Below are 17,264 nucleotides of genomic sequence, written 5' to 3'. Positions count from 1 at the left end.
CTTTTAACATTAACACTAATCATTGAGTGCAAAATATTACTATTCCATCTTTATTGCTTGACAACGTATACTGATTGTATCATAATCGTCTTAAAAAGGAGCTAATACTATGGCAACAAGTCCTACTCAAATTCGTATCGATAGTAATGTAAAAACAGAAGCAAATGAACTGTTTAGCGAACTCGGCATCGATATGTCAAGTGCCGTAAACATCTTCTTACGCCAATGCGTTTTACACGGCGGCCTTCCTTTTAAAGTAGAAATCCCAAAGTTTAATACTGAAACACTGGCTGCTATGCAAGAAGCCAAAAGAATTTCCAGAGACCCTAACGTACCATCGTATTCTTCTATGGAAGACCTTAAGAAAGCGCTGTTGCAAGACTGATGTACAACGTTAAGTTCACGAATGCTTATAAGAAAAGCTATAAGCGTATGGCTAAACAAGGAATCAATCTTTCTCTTTTGGATGAAGTAGTAGATAATCTAAGACAATGTATTCCACTTGACCCTAAATACAAAGACCATATACTCAAAGGAAAATTCAACGGTTTTCACGAATGCCACATCAAGCCAGACTGGTTACTTGTTTATCTGCTAGAGGATGATATTCTCACCCTCACACTTATCGATACTGGTAGCCACGCAGACCTCTTCAACCTGTAATCGTAAAAAATGTACGATTAACCAATATCCACAACCAAAGCCAAAAGTAAAACAAAAAACAAACCAAGACTTTTCACCGCACACATCGCTTATAAGTGAAATTTAATGGCAAAATCGATAATTTATAATTTATAACTGATAAAATAGCAAATTCATATCTAAAATCTAAAAAAACTCAGTAACAAACTCAAAATCAACAAAATCAAGTCACAAAACTTACACAAAAACACTATTCATCTTGATATTCAAGCAAAGCATCAGTATCAATCGTTTTAATCTCAAACGTTTTTCTTGTTGAAACACAAAAATTATGTTTAATCATAAGATTTGCAAGTTTCACACCATCAACCAAAATAATATGATGATTGTCAGCATAATCCTTAGCTTTCTGCGAAAACCTAGACGTTGTAACAAAAAGACCATGCCCTTGCTTACCAGCTAGCCGAAAACCACGCTTGATTAACACCATTCTTCTTTTTCGGTGCCTTATAATTCGGCACATATCCAACCCTCACCTCATTGGGATATGTTTTCACGATATGATACTCAATGCCGTATTTACCCAAGCTCCTTAAACCCTGTCTGCCAATGACCGCCAGATTTTAATCGGATATGATTATCCCAACTTTCCAAGTAAGATAAATTAACGTAAAATGAGTGAAAATAGTCCGTCTACGACAGTAGTCATCTGCTTGGCTATATAAATTTGAGGAGGTTGTAATGAAGAAATCTGTGTATCAAGCTATACGATTATTTCTTTTTTCATTATTATTGCCTCTTTTAGGACTAATCCTTAACTCACTTAGATTGTTTAATCCAGAAATTGTTTATGACTCACCTGTTTTATTGATCGGTATAGCTCACGTATTTGGTTTAACAACGCTTGTCCTTTACTCAATCGTTGTCAATCAAAAAACACTCGAAAACTTAGGAGTTTGTAAAACCATTGCCATAGCGCTTATCGCACCAGCCATTGATTTATTGATATTACAAGAGTCTCCTCAACAATTGGGTAGTAGCTGGATTTACTTATACATTACGTATTTCTTAACCACTGAATGTATTCCAACTATAATTCCAATCATTGTTAAAGAGTTTTTACGAAGAAGAAATCAAAAGCATAAAGCCTAAAAATGCACCCACCTATTAAGCCCTAGACATCAACACAACACTCTCCACGTGGATTGAGAGAACAGGTAGTATAGCTACACTTTTTTGAGTGCACGGAATGGATACTGGGTGCACTTTTTAACGATAGAAAAAGCTATCGTTAAAAAGTTTAAGATTGGCTTGATAACTTGGTTTTTGAGCATAAAAACAGCCTAGAGATGATTCCCCTAGGCTGACTTTTGTAACATTTCAAATGCTCACATTCTTTCGGCTTTTACGATGCCCTTTCAATATCCACACTAATCTCTGATTTAAAAGTTATGCTGAACTTGTCCTCGTAAACTTTTATTTTCTTGATGTACTTTCTTACCAGCTTCTCGTCATACTCACTAATATCGTGACGCTCACTTTTCAGAAAATCTTCCATTTCTCTGATTCGTCTTTTAGCATCTTCTTGACCTGATTTTTCTATAAGAATCTGCTGTTTCTTACCTTTAAGCTCATCAATCTCGTTGGCAGTTTTCGTATATAGTTTCATAACGTATTGAATACAATGAAACCTTAGCCTTGAAATCTGAAACCTTGCACTTAAACTCTGGATTATAGGAATCCTGAATAGCTTAAAACTCTGAAACCTTTTTAGGCATCAAAAAAGACGGTATTACTACCGCCTTAATTATTTACACATAACGCTTTTAGATTTCCATTTCTTCTAAATCTTTAAGCGATTTGCCATCCTCCATTTTCCAGTCGGTCTTACCGTTTGTTGTCATTCCTAAAACAAATGAAGCGGCATAAGACGGGCTCTTAAACAAATAATTCTTGGTGAGCACGCCGTCTTTAATTTCGTTATTTTGTTTGCACCGCTGTCTTAGCTCTTTGATGGTATCTGGGATAGCATCAGAATCTGTTTCTTCAATCTGGCTTCCCATCAATACCACAAAACCCTCGTTCGTTCGTTTGCAATGTGCTTCTATGGTTTTATGCGATCGCTTAATCTTTCGAGAAAGACTTAATAACAGTTCATTATCGTCTTGCTCTTCAACTACAGATACTTGCGTTTTTACTAAAGGTACAAAAATCTTATAGCCTAAAACACCAAGCATCATCTTAAACTGATCAACGTAAACCTCTAACTCCGCTTCTTTTTCTTCCGTCACATTGCCAGGGTTAGGATCATTTCCATTTCTTACTTTATAACGATCAGTATCAATAGCAAGGTTAGTGAATTTGTTTTCTAGATAGCTTATTTCCGTTGGCCCCCACGAATTGTCACTCGTCGTAAACATAACCGCTTCACTAAAGTAAAAATCGTCTTTTAGGTGTTCATTAACTCTAAAAAGAACACCTTCACCGTTTTTTCTGATGCCAGCTTGCCCGATGTATACTTCATCTTCGTCATTGTCATTCTTGCCAAACAAAAAATAAACGCCACACTGCTTGAGTTGCTTTCTATCCTTACATTTATCTAGATAAGTTCTAGGAACTTTATAAGCTAAACCACTCCAACTAGGAAGCGTGCATTTAATACGCCCTGTGACCTCGCCGTCCATTAAAAATAGGTTAAAAGTTTTACTATTACTCATAGGAAATTCTCTCCATCGATACTCAACTAATCCTATTATACTCAACATGTAACTCTTTTAACAGAAAAAGCACGTCAGCACTTGCTGATGTGCTTTTATTTTGCCTTGCCACATTTCCTGTAAGATTAACGCTTTAGTTCTGTCTTGCTCCCATCAAGGAAAGTAAACTCAACCTTTCCATCTTGATGCACGGTTAGATAGTCAACCATGCTCAGCCAGACGTTTTCATCGAACGCTGTTAACAAGTCCTGTTTTTCAAATCCTCGGTAAAATATTCAACCTCATCATGTCTTGCTTGCTTGTCAACAATGATAGATTTGACTTCTTTAAGGCTTGATTCTCCAGTATTAAACCTGTTCACTAGACTCGCATATTTTTTCGCATACTCATCCTGATCCTGCAATTTCCGTGCATTTTCATTGATACAGTTGTTAACCTTTTAACGATTACCCTAACTAATCACCGGCTAAACAGGACGGACATTGAGCCTGACTTTAAGATTCATAAAAAGAAGTGACTATTACTGACAGAAATCAGTAATAGTCACACAACGTGAGATATTCAACTATTGACTTGAACCAAACAAAATTCAATCAGTCTTTCGAAGGACAGTCTTAAGCAAGATCACTGTGACACCAATAACAAAAGAGGTAAAACCAATTCTAATAGCAAGTGTGCCACCCCATATTAAGGCAACCAGCATCGCGATTAAGGCAACCGTCAAGCCGAATGTCACTACTTCACGGCAAAAACGAACGAGCTTGTCCATTTCCTTAAACACCTCCTCGTACACATACTAATAATCAGGCCTCATTTTAACTTTTGAGCTATATTTTACCACTTCACCAGCTGGGTGCAAAGTGGCGAATCGACTTGAATGGGCGCTTTGACAGAGCTTGAAATTGCATAACGCATTTCAAGCTCCTTCAAAGCGTGATTTGGCTCAAATGTAAAGTCCAGTGGACTTTACATGCCAAATCAGCCGAACGGCTACTAATAGCCGTGAGGAATAACATAATTCGCGAATGCACTTCGATTCGCTGAGCTTGCTCAAAGTTGAAAGCACAGTGTGCTTTCAACGCAAGCGAAGTACGTTAACATCCTGTGCACTCGACCCCAGAGCGTTGACATGTTCCCTCATACAGCAAAATCACGCTCAAAAATCACGAGAACACAGCTTAAAGCCACTTCGCATTAAACCTTTTAACGATAGCCCTCGCTAAACCTTGCTACATAAGGGCAAAAATGCACCCACCTATTAAGCCCTTGACATCAATACGACAGTCTCCACGTGATGAGTGTTGGGATATATGTCGAACGCGCGCAAAGACTGAACGCTGTATCCAAGCTCCTTAAACGTGCCAACATCGCGAGCAAGACTAGTAGGATCGCAAGCAACATACACAACGCTTCTAGCCCCAGACTTCGCAATCTGCTTACAAACTTGAGCTTTAGCACCAGCGCGAGGAGGATCCAACACAACAACATCTGGATGCGCAAATCGGCGCACAATCTTAGATGACTTACTCGCCTTAAACACCTGCGATTCAAGCGTTTGTGCAACATCACCTTGCAAAGCTTCAACAACATCCCTGCTAAGCCCTGCGCGCCCAATGTTTCGCCTTGCGTTCTTTACAGCAATCGGCGCACCCTCAATGCTAAGCACGCGAGCTGGCTCTGCAGCTCCAGCGAAACCTGCAGCACCAGCAGCATCTCCGCCAACATTAGCCAAAGTCGCAAGCGGAATCGTAAACAAACCCGAACCAGAATACAAATCCCACAAAACCGTATTCTTAGTGCGACCACCAAGCGCAGAACGAACTAATCCCAAAACGTAGTTCACTAAATGCTCTGGAGCTGCGCGATGAATCTGCCAAAAACCGCGCGCGTCAACATCGTAGTCAAAAGTGCGCATACGCGACGAATCGCAAGCAACCGCAACGCGCACGCGCTCGCGCAACAATGCCGAGCCTGCAATCAACTCATCATTTACTATAAGCGCATAATTTTCGCCAATCGCATTAAGTAGCGCAGCCCTGTCACTAAAATCCAAACCCTCAACCCGAGGCTCTGGAACAGCAAGACGAATTTGCGCATTTGGCGAAAAAGAACGATTCCACAAGTCCAAAGAATCCGCAACAGACAAAACTGCGCGCGACGCAAGTGGCATAGTATCAATCGCAATGCGATCATGCGACTCGCGCTTACGCATAGACAATCGCCCTTCATCATCTGCAACCAACTCCATGCGCGTACGCCAGTTAAATCCGTTAAGCTCCTCGTCCCCTGGAATGCGCTCAACACTAACATCGCTATCCGCAACATCCATATGCGCTAAACGTTGGAATTGATTGGCAATTACGGAAGCCTTCCAACGAATCTGACCAGGCAAAGAAACGTGAATTAAATCCGCGCCGCCAACTCCGCCGCCCTGAGACAGCGGGCCAGCAAGCTTCCATTGCGGCTCCACACGATCCGCGCTAGGCTCCAGAACTTCTACAACTTCTCCAGTAAAAAAGTGCGCTTTTGCACGCATCGGCTCATCCATGCGCACAACAACCAGCTCACCAGGGAGCGCAAATCGCACGAATACAACGCGTCCTTCGAGATGACCTACGCATCTACCTTGATCCGCATATCGCTCGATTCGCATCGTTACTTGCATGTACTACCCCTTAGTTTTGCGTTTTGTTAAGCTGATTTTTTGTTAAGCTGATTTTACTTCGCTAGAATTTGCTTCGCTAGAATTTACTTCACTCTGCTCTACTTCGCTCTGCTCTACTTCTCGATTTTTATGATGAAGACGCATAAATGGCGTTGCAATAATCAAGTAAGAAACCCAAATTGCCAGCGCCCAGAACGGCAATCCCATAAGCAATCGAACAGTGCCAAGCCACACAACGTGATTCGTCAAATATAATGGCACTTGCAAAACAAGCCTCAGCGCAAAAACACCAATCCACAATCCAGTAACATACATATACGCACGCTTAAGTGGCCTGTAATCAAGCCATTCGTGCAGCCACGCGCCAAAATTTTCCGTAGGCATTTTGCGAATCGACTCAATCACAAGCCCAAGAGCTGGCACGCGCGCAATCAGCGAAATCGCAAGAAGCGCACCATAAACAGCGTTTGTAATAAAGCCCATCATGTAGTAGTCGCGAGCTTGATGACTCGTCCACACCCAAATAAGGCAAATCCCTACAGAAACAAGCCCACTTAACGCGCCCATAATCGATTGGCGTTGAATAAGTCGCGCCACCACTTGCAAAACTGCAAGAGCTGCAGACGCAATAACCGTTGTTTGCACGTTTCGCGTTACAACAAAGCAAATAACAAACAGTAATCCTGGAAGCATGGATTCGATTACGCCTCGAACTCCGCCAAGTGAGTCAATCACAGAAAACGCTTTTCCATCGGATCCAATGGAAGCTAAAGAGGCTAATCCTGAGCGTTTTTTGCTGCTCGCATTTTTTTCCAAGACAATATCCTTTGCTACATGACTTTTGCTAACGACTTTTGCTATTCAACTATTCGACTTTTGCTATTCGACTTTTACTATAAAGCTTTACTAACGAACTTCAGAGAACATTGGACCGCGAGTTAGCGTAGTTTTGACTTCTACCTGCTGATCTGCGCCAAGTGGCCCCTTTGGACGGCCTGGAATTTCACCAGAATCGCCAGAACCACCATTGTCAGAATCTCTAGGAACCGAAACATCATGCATTGGAATCATATCTCGAGGAGCTAATGGCTCACTGCCTCGGTCTACAACAATGTCGCTAAACCACTTGTTAAGCAAAACTGCTTCATCACTCGCCTTTTTTGAATCGCCAGCAGCTACACCAGAAAAGACTCCGCGAAGCATCCAACGCGGACCGTCAACTCCAACAATTCGCGTATCTACAGTCTTATCTTCAACTTTAACTGGTAATATAATCTCTTTGCCAAAAACGCCATTCACTTCCCTGGCATCAGAATTCCCCTTAAGCAAATCCGCGCGAACTTCGCTCCAGATTCCTTCTGTTTTAGGAGCTGCAAACGCTTCAACTTCTACACTAGAAGACCTATACGTAACTGTTATGCCAAGAACTTGGTTAGACTCGCGCTGCTTTTTTACGCGCAACTCTATTCCTTGCAAATACGGAATACGAATAGCTCCGAAGTCAATATATGTACTTAAATCAGGAACTTTTTCGTCTGAAATATTCCAAGGACCTCTAAGATTTCCTCGACCCAAATACGTGTCTGCGCTGTATCCGCCTTCAATAAGCTCGTTTAAGGCCGAATTTTGGGATTGCAAATCCGCAAGATTTCCAGCATTTTTACTATCAGCTTTAGCCTTGCGCTTCGACTTAAACCATCCCATGATTCCTCTTTTCTAACGGCCAATGCCACTTTTACTCAACTTCACAAGATTACCACAAGCAAAGCAAAATCACACATTGTATCTTATGCTTAGCGCAGCATGATCCGACCAACGCGAATCGTAGCTTGGCGCGCGATCAATCACGAATCCGCAAGCAGTTTCCGCAAGCTCTGGAGTAGCAAATTGATAGTCTAAACGCCATCCAACATTGTTATCAAAAGCTTTGCCTCGCTGACTCCACCACGTGTATGGCCCTTGAATATTGCCAGCAAGCATTCGCATAACGTCTACAAACTCGTATTCGTTAATCCAGAGGTCGATGTACGCGCGCTCCTCTGGCAAAAATCCAGCACTTTTCTCATTCGCTTTAGCGTTTTTAATGTCTAGAGGAGTGTGAGCAATATTAAAATCACCACACAAAATCGCCTGATTTCCGCCACTTGCAGCAATATCTCTAAGCTCCCCTAATCGCGTAAGCATAGTGTCTAAAAAGCGGAATTTTTGATGCATTTTCTGCGGATCGTCAACATTTCCAGCGTGAACATACACGCACGCAACAGTAATATCATACCCTTCAGGCGTATGAACGTCGGTTTCTATCCAGCGGCCAGAATCCACGTCTTCGCTTAAACCAGGCAAACCGTAACGCTGCTCTACAACTGGCAAAGATGTTACAAGCGCTACTCCAGCACGCCCTTTTATATCGCAAATCTGATTTGTAACGCAAAATTGCTTGTCATCTTGCACAGATTCATCTTGCACAGATTCACCACTTTTAGACGCATACAAATCCTTGATTTTGCTCATAATCGGGTCAATCGCATCTTGCGGAGCGCGAACCTCTTGCATACACCACACATCTGGAGTGTGATTTTGCACCCAATCAAGCATCCCCTTGCGTTCGGCAGCGCGAATACCATTCAAGTTTGAAGTTGCAATAGTAATCATAAAATCCACTCTAATCGAATATGCATATTACAAATGAATATTACAAATGCATATTACAAAATAACGAATAATTGTATATTTATATCAATAATTGTATCTTTGCGCGCCACTTGCTACAGATTTTCAACTACCGTGACGCAACAGAAAGCATCCAATTTGCACGATTTTCCGCTTCTTCGTTAGAAACACAAACCATAAGCACGGTATCATCGCCAGCAACCGAACCTAAAATCCCCTTTAACGGCTGTCTATCAATAACACTAGCAACATATTGAGCAGCGCCCGAAGGAGTGTGAATCACAACAATATTATTAGCAAATCCAACTTCTGTAATAAGACCAGAAAGAGTTCTTGCAACTTGCTGATCAATCCTAACCGTATCCATTGCGTGACGGTTGCCAGTGCCATCCCCCAAGACGTACGCAATTCTGCCATCTGTAAGACGAATTTTAACAGCATTTATCTCGTCTAAATCGCGACTCAGAGTTGCTTGCGTAACATCAAAACCATTACGAGCCAAAACAGAAGCAAGCTGCGATTGAGAAGTAATAACCTCGCTTAAAAGCGCCTGCTCAATGGCGTTTAATCGCGCAGCCTTAGTTGCAGGACGCTGTTTGCCAGCAGAGTCATTATCATCAAAATTCCCAAAATTCTTCTTTGCATGAACCATAGCTGACAAACCTTTCTAAAAAAACTATTCCAATCTAATATACATGCATATATGCATAACTTTCCGTATATTTACCAAAATTGGCCAATATTTACTAATATTTATTGATATTTATTAATATTTGCATATTGGATATAACGAATATACTGAATAAAAATCACAATAAAATCACAATAAAATCACAATAAAATCACAATAAAAAATGCGGCCAAACAACTAAAGATAGTTATTCAGCCGCATTAATCAAAAGCTAGCTCACGATTTTACACGCGCAAAGTTGCATGCAAATCTTTAGCAGCTTTTGTAATAGCTTCTCGAACCGCTTCCATTTCTTCGCCAGAAAGCGTACGATCTGCAGCTCTAAACGTTACCGAATAAGCAAGAGAGCGCAAACCATCTGAAAGCTGCTCGCCTTCATAAACATCGAACAACTCTATAGACTCAAGCAAATCGCCAGAAGCTTTAACAATAGCTTTCTCTAAGTCGCTAGCACTCAAAGAAGAAGGAGCAACAAACGCAAAGTCCTGCTTAACAGGTGGGAATGTAGAAACAGGCTTTGCTTGAACAGGCTTAACTTGCATAGCATTAAACAAGGCGCTCAAATCAAGCTCGAATGCTGCAGAATGCTTTGGCAAATCCAAATTCTCATTCACGCTAGGGTGAAGCTCGCCAACAATGCCAATTTCCACATCGTCGCCGCCATCAACAGCAACAAACACTTTGGCAGTACGTCCTGGATGCCAAGAAGCAGGAGCATCGTTTGCACTAAGCTGACGAATCTTAAAATCAACGCCGATGCGCTTTCCTAAACGCTGAACAGCTTCTAGAGCATCGCTGTAGTCAACGTCTCGATGCGTACCAAGCCAACCAGTTTCTTCTGCTTTACCAGTAAAAAGCGCTGCAACGTGCAAAGGCTGCTTAGGCAAACCAGCATCCAAAGCTGCAAGTTGAGCATCCGTAGGACGAACCGAGCCAGGCAAAGCAGGAATTGCAGGAGCATTAGGATCTGCAAAATACACGTGGCCAAGCTCATAAAGCGAAACATTGCTCAAACCGCGGCGAATATTTCTGCGAACAGTTCCAGCTAAAGTGGTAAGAACATTCCTGCGAAGCCAAGGACGATCACCAGCCAAAGGATTTGCGATTTTTACGCTAACTTCAGCAACAGAATCAACATCTTCGCGGAAAGCATCAAAATCTTCCTTACCAACAAACGGGTAGCTCAAAGATTCAACTAAGCCCATTTCTGCAAGCTCGTAAGCAATAGCTCTACGAGTTGCTTGTTCCTGCGTTAAACCAGTTTTGCCAGTAACAGGAACAGCTGGAACCTTAACAGGAATCTCATCGTAGCCAACCAAGCGCGCGATTTCTTCAACCAAATCGCATGGATCATTCAAGTCTGGGCGCCAAGTTGGAGGCAAAACAGAGAACGAACCATTTCCGCCGCCAGCAACCGAGCAACCAATATCCGTAAGAATATCGCTAATGCGGTTCAAATCAATGCTTAATCCAGAAACGCGCTCTACCTCGCTAGCTTTGAAAACAATAACGTTTCTATCAACAGTATTGTTTACGTCTGTAGGCGTATTAGAAGGCTCTCCAGAGCCAAACTCGCTAAGCATTGTAACAGCCATTTGCGCAGCTGCAGGCTGAAGCTGAGTATCTACTCCGCGCTCAAAGCGGCGAGAAGCCTCGGTTGGAAGCTTGTGTCTACGAGCTGTACGCGCAATAGAAACGGGATCAAAGTGTGCAGCTTCAACAAGAATATTCTTTGTTTCGCTCGTCACTTCTCCATACATTCCGCCCATTACACCAGCAAGTCCAAGAACACGCGAACCGTGATTTCCCTTTGGAGAATCGCAAATAAGCAAGTCCTCAACGTTAAGCTCTCTATCTTTGCCATCTAAAGTTGTTAAATGCTCTCCAGCTTTAGCGCGGCGAACAACAATAGGACCTTCAATCTTATCTAAATCATAAGCGTGAAGAGGCTGACCCAAGTCAAGCATTACGTAATTTGTAACGTCTACTGCAAGAGATATTCCACGCATTCCAGCGCGAGTCAAACGCCTACGCATCCAATTAGGGCTTGCAGAATCTGGATTAAAGTTTCTAACTACACGCGCGTAGTATCGATCGCATCCAACAACGCCGTGAATAGGGTTTGTATCTTCAATGCTAACTTCAATATCTGTAGACGCGTTTTCAACAGAAACTTGACTTGCCTTATTATTAAGTTCCACTACAGGATCCGTGTATGCAGCACCAGTTGAATGGTGATATTCGCGCGCAACACCCCTGTACGAGAACGCGTATCCGCGATCAGGAGTGATGTTAATCTCTAGCAAAGGCTTGTTTAAGTGAAGAAGCGACATTGCGTCATCTCCAGGCTTTAACGCCTCATATTCTGCTTTAGAGAATCCATATTCGCGAAGCAAAATAATGCCATCGTGACTATCTCCCAAACCAAGCTCGCGCTCGGACGCGCACATTCCATTAGAAATGTGGCCGTAAGTTTTGCGAGGCTCAATCTTAAAATCGCCAGGCAAAACAGCGCCAGGAAGAGTTACAACAACCTTTTCTCCAGCAGCCATATTTGGAGCGCCGCAAATAATACCACGAGGAACCTTATTGCCATTTTCATCTACCTCGTTGTATTTATCTCCAACATCAACATGGCACCAATTAATAACCTTGCCATTCTTTTGTGGCTCTGGAGTAGCATCAACAACGTAACCTACAACAATAGGACCTGTAACTTGAGAATCGTGAATCTCTTCTTCTTCTAAGCCAACTCGCACCAAATCTTTAGCAAGCTGATCATAAGTCAAACCTTCTGGCACTTCAACATGATCTTTAAGCCAGTCAATATCTACCATTGGCATGAGTTACTCTCCCATCACAAACTGTTCTGCGAAGCGCTTATCGCCTTCAACCAAATCGTGCATATCGTTAATATCGTGACGAAGCAGCAAAGTGCGCTCCAAACCAACACCGAAAGCAAATCCCGTATAAACATCTGGGTCTAAGCCTGCAGACTTAAGAACGTTCGGGTTAACCATTCCGCATCCGCCCCATTCAATCCAACCTGGGCCACCCTTTTTATCTGGGAACCAAAGATCCAACTCCGCGCTAGGCTCCGTGAACGGGAAGTAGCTTGGGCGCAAACGGCTTTTTGCATCTGGGCCAAACATTGCAACAGCAAGGCGATCGAGCACACCCTTTAAATCCGCCATGCTTAAGTGCTTATCTACAGCCAAAGCTTCGCATTGATGGAAAACTGGCGTATGCGTTGCATCAAGCTCATCCGTGCGGAACACGCGGCCTGGGGATGCAATGTACAGAGGAACGCCTCGCTCAATTAACGCGCGAACCTGGTCGGAGGAAGTTTGCGTACGCAAAACCATGTTAGATCCAACAAATCCTGCAGCATCCTTTGCCTGATTTCCCTGCACGTAGAAAGTATCTTGCATTTGGCGAGCAGGATGATCTGGGCCAAAGTTCAATGCATCAAAGTCGAACCACTCTGTTTCAACTTCTGGACCTGCAGAAATCTGCCAACCCATAGACACAAAAAAGTCTTCAAAATCTTCAATAATACGCGCAATCGGATGGCGAGCGCCAAGCGGCTTACGATTTATTGGCAAAGTCATATCGACTGTTTCTTTTTGAAGCATATTTGCTTCTTCTTGAGCTTTAATACGCTCTTGAGCCGCCGCAAATTCCCTACCAAAATCAGCACGCAAAGCAGACATTACTTTGCCGGCTTCTTTCTTTTCTTCTACTGGAAGACTTCCAATAGCTTTGCTAGCAAGTGTCATTGCAGACTGAGCGCCAGCATACTTAGTTTTTGCCGCTTTTAGATCTTCCATTGTTTTAGCGGCTTGAACACAAGCAATGCCCTCTTTTACTACCTTTGTAATTGACTTTGCGTCAAATGGCTGACTCTTTGCCACAGCACCCTTCCTATCCGTGTATGCGTACTTTTGTGAAGCATTCAAAAAACGTCTCAAATCCCCATTTTTCGCTCATGACTAGACATAGCCAAGCCCATTAGCATTACCGCTGCACTGGTTGCTAAGTTCATTGATTCTGCTTTTCCGTAGATTGGTATTACCGATATTTCGTCTACTTTATTTAAGACTTCTTGCGGCAATCCTCTGGCTTCGTTTCCAAATAATATTGCGACATTAGAGGCATTATTAGAGGTGATATTATCGGCGATATTAGACTCATTTCTAAACGAATCTAAAACACGCGCAAACGACTTTGGCTTTTTATTTTCCGTTCCATAAATATCAGCAGCAATCACTTTAATCTTTGCATTTTTTGCCCAATCAAACCATTCGTTTTCGCTCATTTTTACTACTGGCAAATGGAATAACGATCCTGCACTAGATCGAACAAGCTTTGAGTTAAATCGACTTACACAATCGTCAACAAAAACAACAGCATTGCATCCAGCTACGTCTGCAACGCGAATAATCGCACCAGCGTTGCCTGGGTCTCTTACTTGCCAACATGATGCAATTAATATGTTTTTGTTTTTGCAAGATTTAGTATCATCGCCGCTCTCTAGCCCAGCTTTATTAGCCTCACTAATCTTATTAAATTCTTTACTAAATTCTTCGTCTAAAACCTTAGAATCACAAAGTGCAACAATCCCCTGGCAATCCGTGCTGATTTTGCGCATAACTTCTGCCGTTGCAGGGTGCACATAGCAATTATTTTTTAATGATTCGTCAACGATTTTAGCGATTACTTCTATAGGTCCGCCACTGGTGGCGCCACTATAACTACGATTACTGCCACTATTAACGGCATCTTGCAAAACATAAATGTCTAAAATCGATTTACGCGCGTACCTTACAGCTTCCCTAACGCTTTGCGGGCCTTCAACTAAAAAGCGCCCATCCACTCGCGATTTTGCGCGACTTATTGCACAAATGCGCTTAACGCGATCGCTATGCGCGTTGTCTATTAACTCTTTTAACGGCATAATATCACTCTACTTTACATGTATTTACATTTACATGTATTTACAACACGCGTAACTGTTGCAATACAAAACTACTCAAAAACTACTCAACAAAACTACTCGTGATGCTCCGACGAACTTTGAGTAGTATATCCCTCCGGCTCCAACTGGAACGTTGTATGCGAAACAGAAACTGGAAAATGCTCACGCAAACAATCTTGAAGCTGGCTCAAAATATCTGCACACTGCCCCATCGTCAAATCGCGCTCAACAACAACATGCGCCATAAAAATAGGCATTCCTGTAGAAACAGTACTTGCATGCAAATCGTGAACAGCAAGAACGTGCGGAACGTGCTCAAGATGGTCTCGAACTTTTTCTATATCCAATCCTTCTGGAGTTTGCTCAAGCAAAACTTTTACAGCATTTTTAAGCAAGTGCAACGCTCTAGGAATCATCAAAATTGCTATAATTCCGCCAGCTACAGCGTCGAAACCGCTCCAATTTGTAGCTATCATAACTAATGCAGAAACAACTACTGCTACAGAACCTAAAGCATCATTCATAACTTCCAAAAACGCTGCTCGCATATTCATATTGTCTTTAGATTGAGAAACAAGAATTATAAGCGAAGCAATATTTGCAAGAAGACCTAGAATACCAAAGAAAAGCAGCTGATTTACACTGTGAATTTCATTATGACTTGCGCCAAAAAGACGCATCCCCGACTCCACAATCGCATAAACGCCTACAAAAAGAAGCACAAGAGCGCCAGCTGCAGCAGTAATCACTTCTAGCCTTGCCCACCCCCAAGTGCGCTTTGCATTAGGCTTTCTGCGCATTAAAATCGCAGTAACCGTAGATGCAGCTAAAACGGAAATATCCGTTAGCATATGGCCAGCATCAATTAGCAAAGAAATCGAATTAGTTAAAATAGATCCGATTACTTCTGCCAAAAACACAATTGACGTTAACGCTAGCGTTAGCGAAAGCTTATGCTGATGCGCGTGACTTGCGCTAATAGCATCTTGCAAAGAAGCGGCATTAGTTCCAGAAGTACTTAAATCATTCTTCTCTAAGATTTCACTGGAAGAGTTTGACAAATGATGATTATTCACACAAATCTCCTATGTTCATACAAATAAGTATCTCGATATCGTTTCTCAATATCATTCCCAATATGCCTTATACGCAATGAACCCCAGCCTAAGCTAGGGTTCACGCATAAACATCTAAAGATTAATTATCTAAAAACTTATTCTATTATTACTATTCGACAATTAACGCGCCGAGATGATGGGAAGTTGATTCAGCAATCAAATCATCTTTAAAATTACCATTATCCGCCGCGTCGATTATTTCCATAGCATCGTCAACAACATTTGATTTCAAAGCATTAATCCAATGAATACGCGAGTCTCTTCCAAACCAGCCCATTTGCTTGCGCGCAAGCCGCCTAGTTTTTTGCGCAATATCATCAAATGCTTCGTCTTCACTACACAAACCGTCTAAATAGTCCATTATTTGCTTGTATCCCAAAGCCCTTATAGCAGTAACACCAAGCTTTGAGCGAATCTCTTTAACTTCGTTTACAAAACCATGCTCGCGCATCATTTTTGTGCGAAGATCCACTCGTGCATCTAAATCTTCTCTACTTAAGTCCAATCCGATTTGCACGCAATCAATCAAATACTTGTATTTTGGCAAAGTTGCAGAATACGGTTTGCCTGTTAGCTCAATAACTTCTAGCGCGCGAATTGTTCGGCGCGAATTTCTTGGATCCATATTTTTAGCAGCCACTGGATCCAGCTTTTGCAATTCTTCAAAAAGCGCCATTGCTCCTTGCGATTTTTCGCGCTCTTCCAAAGCCTTGCGAACATCAGGATTTGTGCCAGGAAAAGTTATATCATCTACAGCAGCGCGAGCATATAAACCAGATCCTCCAACAAGAATCGGGCGAATACCTTTTTCTTGCAAATCGCGTATGCATTGGCGCGCAAGCGTTTGAAACTTTGCAACGCTCATAGATTCTTGAGGATCAATAATGTCTATTAAATGATGCTTAACCGCGCTTTGCTCTTCTTTAGTGGCTTTTGCTGTACCAATATCCATATAACGGTACATTTGATATGCGTCTGCGTTAATAATTTCCGCTTTTACACCACGTTCAGCAAATTTCTTTGCAATCGCAATACCAAGACTCGTTTTGCCAGATGCTGTTGGTCCTACAATCGAAATCACTTTCGGCGGTTTGCACACAATGCGCTCCTACGTAGCAAATTTAAGCTAATAAAATTTAAGCTAATAAAAATAAACTTACTTCTTCTTAGCTTTTTTAGACTTTTCCGCAAGCAATCTAAGAGTATCTGCAGCTGCTTCTTCTGGAGCATGAGTATGGTGTTCCTCGTCTCCAGGCAAAGGATTAGCATATCCAAGATTCACATTAAGCAAACGTTCTGCTTGAGTCTCGTCAATCTTTTCCGATAATGCGATTTCCGATATAAGAATACTGCGAGCGCGCGCAAGCATGCGCTTTTCTCCAGCAGAAAGTCCGTGTTCGTCAACGTCTCGCTGCGACAAATCGCGAACAACCTCCGCAATCTTATTAACATCGCCCGTGGCAATTTTCTCAACGTTAAGCTTGTATCTTCTAGACCAATTCATTTCTTTTTCAATGATTGGCGTACGCAAAATCTCAAAAACTTTAGCAACTTCTTTGGCGCCAACAATGTCTCGAACGCCAACTTTTTTAACATTATCTACAGGAACGTTAATCTCTAAACCATCTGAAGACAATACGACTAAGCGCAAATATTGCCTAGTAACACCCTTAACAGTACGTTCACTAATTTCCTCGACTCTAGCCGCACCATGACGAGGATAGACGACCATATCGCCGACTTGATAACCCACAGAACCCTCCGTATGCACAGAAAAACTCAT

The 17,264-nt window shown here is 42.2% G+C and carries 18 protein-coding genes and 1 pseudogene; 3 read left to right on the top strand and 16 right to left on the bottom strand.

Going from position 1 to position 17,264, the window contains the following annotated elements:
* The first annotated feature begins 109 nt into the window (after positions 1-109).
* Positions 110-385, top strand: coding sequence for a type II toxin-antitoxin system RelB/DinJ family antitoxin (locus D0T20_RS02585; RefSeq protein ID WP_004110960.1), 276 nt, complete (start codon positions 110-112; stop codon positions 383-385).
* Complete coding sequence (locus tag D0T20_RS02580) at positions 385-663, top strand: type II toxin-antitoxin system YafQ family toxin (RefSeq protein ID WP_116438303.1); 279 nt, start codon at positions 385-387, stop codon at positions 661-663. The genes D0T20_RS02585 and D0T20_RS02580 overlap by 1 nt, the downstream gene beginning before the upstream one ends.
* Before the next feature lie 229 nt (positions 664-892).
* Here D0T20_RS02580 and D0T20_RS02575 read toward each other — a convergent pair whose 3' ends face one another.
* Positions 893-1,132: a restriction endonuclease gene (locus tag D0T20_RS02575; protein ID WP_004132045.1), complete on the bottom strand. Its 240-nt coding sequence runs from the start codon at positions 1,130-1,132 to the stop codon at positions 893-895.
* Between the two features lie 251 nt (positions 1,133-1,383).
* Here D0T20_RS02575 and D0T20_RS02565 point away from each other — a divergent pair, with 251 nt between their 5' ends.
* The gene (locus tag D0T20_RS02565; RefSeq protein WP_116438302.1) at positions 1,384-1,794 is read left to right on the top strand and encodes a hypothetical protein; all 411 of its coding nucleotides are present in this window, start codon (positions 1,384-1,386) and stop codon (positions 1,792-1,794) included.
* Positions 1,795-2,047: 253 nt separating this feature from the next.
* On the opposite strand, the gene D0T20_RS02560 is transcribed toward D0T20_RS02565, so the two are convergent.
* From D0T20_RS02560 to D0T20_RS02490, 15 genes and pseudogenes are all read right to left on the bottom strand, one after another.
* Positions 2,048-2,311, bottom strand: coding sequence for an integrase (locus D0T20_RS02560; protein WP_116438301.1), 264 nt, complete (start codon positions 2,309-2,311; stop codon positions 2,048-2,050).
* A gap of 157 nt (positions 2,312-2,468) precedes the next feature.
* Positions 2,469-3,359 carry a GIY-YIG nuclease family protein gene (locus D0T20_RS02555; protein WP_116438300.1) on the bottom strand — a complete coding sequence of 297 codons (891 nt, stop codon included), beginning with the start codon at positions 3,357-3,359 and terminating at the stop codon, positions 2,469-2,471.
* Between the two features lie 125 nt (positions 3,360-3,484).
* Positions 3,485-3,762 (bottom strand): annotated as a pseudogene (locus D0T20_RS06455) (hypothetical protein).
* Positions 3,763-3,948: 186 nt separating this feature from the next.
* Positions 3,949-4,128, bottom strand: a complete 180-nt coding sequence (locus D0T20_RS06450; protein ID WP_116438299.1) for a hypothetical protein — start codon at positions 4,126-4,128, stop codon at positions 3,949-3,951.
* A 489-nt stretch (positions 4,129-4,617) separates the two neighbouring features.
* A complete protein-coding gene (locus tag D0T20_RS02540; RefSeq protein WP_116438298.1) occupies positions 4,618-6,024 on the bottom strand; it encodes a class I SAM-dependent RNA methyltransferase in 1,407 nt (468 codons plus the stop codon).
* Between the two features lie 42 nt (positions 6,025-6,066).
* The gene (locus tag D0T20_RS02535; RefSeq protein WP_016797127.1) at positions 6,067-6,840 is read right to left on the bottom strand and encodes a DUF3159 domain-containing protein; all 774 of its coding nucleotides are present in this window, start codon (positions 6,838-6,840) and stop codon (positions 6,067-6,069) included.
* 90 nt (positions 6,841-6,930) lie between these two features.
* The gene (locus tag D0T20_RS02530; RefSeq protein WP_016834664.1) at positions 6,931-7,728 is read right to left on the bottom strand and encodes a DUF3710 domain-containing protein; all 798 of its coding nucleotides are present in this window, start codon (positions 7,726-7,728) and stop codon (positions 6,931-6,933) included.
* Positions 7,729-7,797: 69 nt separating this feature from the next.
* Positions 7,798-8,676, bottom strand: coding sequence for an exodeoxyribonuclease III (locus D0T20_RS02525; protein WP_162862668.1), 879 nt, complete (start codon positions 8,674-8,676; stop codon positions 7,798-7,800).
* A 127-nt stretch (positions 8,677-8,803) separates the two neighbouring features.
* Positions 8,804-9,346 (bottom strand): arginine repressor, encoded by a 543-nt coding sequence (locus D0T20_RS02520; RefSeq protein ID WP_016636269.1) that lies wholly within the window; start codon positions 9,344-9,346, stop codon positions 8,804-8,806.
* 263 nt (positions 9,347-9,609) lie between these two features.
* Entirely contained in the window at positions 9,610-12,228 is a 2,619-nt protein-coding gene (gene pheT / locus D0T20_RS02515) for a phenylalanine--tRNA ligase subunit beta (RefSeq protein WP_116438296.1), read from the bottom strand.
* A 3-nt stretch (positions 12,229-12,231) separates the two neighbouring features.
* A complete protein-coding gene (gene pheS, locus D0T20_RS02510; RefSeq protein ID WP_032815474.1) occupies positions 12,232-13,299 on the bottom strand; it encodes a phenylalanine--tRNA ligase subunit alpha in 1,068 nt (355 codons plus the stop codon).
* 53 nt (positions 13,300-13,352) lie between these two features.
* Positions 13,353-14,342, bottom strand: a complete 990-nt coding sequence (locus tag D0T20_RS02505) for a TrmH family RNA methyltransferase (RefSeq protein ID WP_116438295.1) — start codon at positions 14,340-14,342, stop codon at positions 13,353-13,355.
* A gap of 95 nt (positions 14,343-14,437) precedes the next feature.
* Positions 14,438-15,439, bottom strand: a complete 1,002-nt coding sequence (locus D0T20_RS02500; protein ID WP_116438294.1) for a cation diffusion facilitator family transporter — start codon at positions 15,437-15,439, stop codon at positions 14,438-14,440.
* Positions 15,440-15,590: 151 nt separating this feature from the next.
* Positions 15,591-16,580 carry a tRNA (adenosine(37)-N6)-dimethylallyltransferase MiaA gene (miaA, locus tag D0T20_RS02495; RefSeq protein ID WP_116438293.1) on the bottom strand — a complete coding sequence of 330 codons (990 nt, stop codon included), beginning with the start codon at positions 16,578-16,580 and terminating at the stop codon, positions 15,591-15,593.
* 57 nt (positions 16,581-16,637) lie between these two features.
* Positions 16,638-17,234 carry a CarD family transcriptional regulator gene (locus D0T20_RS02490; RefSeq protein WP_128813736.1) on the bottom strand — a complete coding sequence of 199 codons (597 nt, stop codon included), beginning with the start codon at positions 17,232-17,234 and terminating at the stop codon, positions 16,638-16,640.
* Positions 17,235-17,264: the final 30 nt, after the last annotated feature.

The sequence above is a fragment of the Gardnerella piotii genome (genome assembly GCF_003397585.1).
Lineage (GTDB): Bacteria > Actinomycetota > Actinomycetes > Actinomycetales > Bifidobacteriaceae > Bifidobacterium > Bifidobacterium piotii.
The sequence above is the reverse complement of the archived record's forward strand: the minus strand, read 5'-3'. Positions and strand labels throughout refer to the sequence as shown.

Coding starts and splice junctions, on each gene's coding strand:
- D0T20_RS02525 (WP_162862668.1), bottom strand. CDS start 8,676: ATGATTACTATTGCAACTTCAAACTTGAATGGTATTCGCGCTGCCGAA.
- D0T20_RS02505 (WP_116438295.1), bottom strand. CDS start 14,342: ATGCCGTTAAAAGAGTTAATAGACAACGCGCATAGCGATCGCGTTAAG.
- D0T20_RS02520 (WP_016636269.1), bottom strand. CDS start 9,346: ATGGTTCATGCAAAGAAGAATTTTGGGAATTTTGATGATAATGACTCT.
- D0T20_RS02530 (WP_016834664.1), bottom strand. CDS start 7,728: ATGGGATGGTTTAAGTCGAAGCGCAAGGCTAAAGCTGATAGTAAAAAT.
- pheT (WP_116438296.1), bottom strand. CDS start 12,228: ATGCCAATGGTAGATATTGACTGGCTTAAAGATCATGTTGAAGTGCCA.
- D0T20_RS02580 (WP_116438303.1), top strand. CDS start 385: ATGTACAACGTTAAGTTCACGAATGCTTATAAGAAAAGCTATAAGCGT.
- D0T20_RS02555 (WP_116438300.1), bottom strand. CDS start 3,359: ATGAGTAATAGTAAAACTTTTAACCTATTTTTAATGGACGGCGAGGTC.
- D0T20_RS02560 (WP_116438301.1), bottom strand. CDS start 2,311: ATGAAACTATATACGAAAACTGCCAACGAGATTGATGAGCTTAAAGGT.
- D0T20_RS06450 (WP_116438299.1), bottom strand. CDS start 4,128: ATGGACAAGCTCGTTCGTTTTTGCCGTGAAGTAGTGACATTCGGCTTG.
- D0T20_RS02540 (WP_116438298.1), bottom strand. CDS start 6,024: ATGCAAGTAACGATGCGAATCGAGCGATATGCGGATCAAGGTAGATGC.
- D0T20_RS02565 (WP_116438302.1), top strand. CDS start 1,384: ATGAAGAAATCTGTGTATCAAGCTATACGATTATTTCTTTTTTCATTA.
- D0T20_RS02585 (WP_004110960.1), top strand. CDS start 110: ATGGCAACAAGTCCTACTCAAATTCGTATCGATAGTAATGTAAAAACA.
- D0T20_RS02575 (WP_004132045.1), bottom strand. CDS start 1,132: ATGGTGTTAATCAAGCGTGGTTTTCGGCTAGCTGGTAAGCAAGGGCAT.